Source organism: Microbulbifer halophilus (assembly GCF_026183675.1).
Taxonomy (GTDB): Bacteria; Pseudomonadota; Gammaproteobacteria; order Pseudomonadales; family Cellvibrionaceae; genus Microbulbifer; species Microbulbifer halophilus.
The window spans coordinates 1-882 of the sequence record NZ_JAPIVK010000093.1 but is presented as its reverse complement, the minus strand read 5'-3'; the positions used below and the strand labels follow the sequence as shown (position 1 = coordinate 882).

Genomic DNA, 882 nt, shown 5'->3' with positions numbered 1-882 from the left:
AAAGTGTTTGTCGCGCATCAGCAGGATCTGCTCTTCGAGCAGGCGGATGCGCTGCTGCTTCTGCAAGAGAAGCGCTTTCAGCGCATCGACATCGTCAGGTAATTGCTCGGCGGCCTGCTCATTCATGACCGTCATTGTATCGCAGGGCCTGGCTATGTGACCGAGTCAAACTGGAGAGATTGGTGGGGTTTTTGGCACCAGATATTCAGGCCGTCGAGGAGCTGGTTCAGATCGCGGCCACTGCGCTTGTGGTAGGTAAAGTCGTCCTCCCGCGGCCAGCGGAAGCGCTGCTTCTCGAGGCGCTTATACCAGACCACGAAGCCGTTGCGCTCCCAGTACAGCATCTTGATCTTGTCCTGACCGCGGTTGCAGAACACGAAGAGCGCTTCCAGGGCGGGGGATAGCTCCATCTCCTGCTCAACCAGTGCCGCCAGGCCATCGATGGACTTGCGCATGTCCACCGGCTCCATGTACAAGTAGACCTGTGCCGACTGCCTTGGCCGTAGCATCAGGCCTGCTCCCGGATGAGGCGCCACAATAGCGGCAGGGTCTGTTCCAGGGCTGATGCCGGCAACTGCATATGAATGCCACCGGGCAGCGCCAGTTCCACCGGGGCATCCTGAACCGGCATCGACACAGGCATCAGCTTACGCCGACCCTTGTTCTGCTTGTGGCGCCAGTAGGTGAAGGTGCTGAGCTTCAGATCGTGCTGTTGGCAGTAGGCCGCTTGGGATAGGCCGCTATCCTTCCAGGCGCTGATGTGCTGCTGCCAGAAATCGAATTTGCTCTGTATAGTGGTCATGTGGATCTCCTGATCGCTGAAAATCAGGAGCGTATCCGGAAGAGGCGCTGGGTTTTAGGTGGGGTTTATTGATCGCTTAC

The 882-nt window shown here is 58.0% G+C and carries 2 protein-coding genes; both read right to left on the bottom strand.

The genetic code is table 11. The features are described 5' to 3' along the window. Nucleotides 1-152 precede the first annotated feature (152 nt). Nucleotides 153-509 (bottom strand): IS66 family insertion sequence element accessory protein TnpB, encoded by a 357-nt coding sequence (gene tnpB, locus OQE62_RS19355; RefSeq protein ID WP_265723687.1) that lies wholly within the window; start codon nucleotides 507-509, stop codon nucleotides 153-155. After that, nucleotides 509-802 (bottom strand): IS66 family insertion sequence element accessory protein TnpA, encoded by a 294-nt coding sequence (tnpA, locus tag OQE62_RS19350; RefSeq protein WP_265723686.1) that lies wholly within the window; start codon nucleotides 800-802, stop codon nucleotides 509-511. Before tnpA ends, tnpB begins: the two co-directional genes overlap by 1 nt. Nucleotides 803-882 lie beyond the last annotated feature (80 nt).

What these genes read in the sequence shown, in the direction of transcription:
- tnpB (WP_265723687.1), bottom strand. Translation starts at nt 509, where the DNA reads ATGCTACGGCCAAGGCAGTCGGCACAGGTCTACTTGTACATGGAGCCG.
- tnpA (WP_265723686.1), bottom strand. Translation starts at nt 802, where the DNA reads ATGACCACTATACAGAGCAAATTCGATTTCTGGCAGCAGCACATCAGC.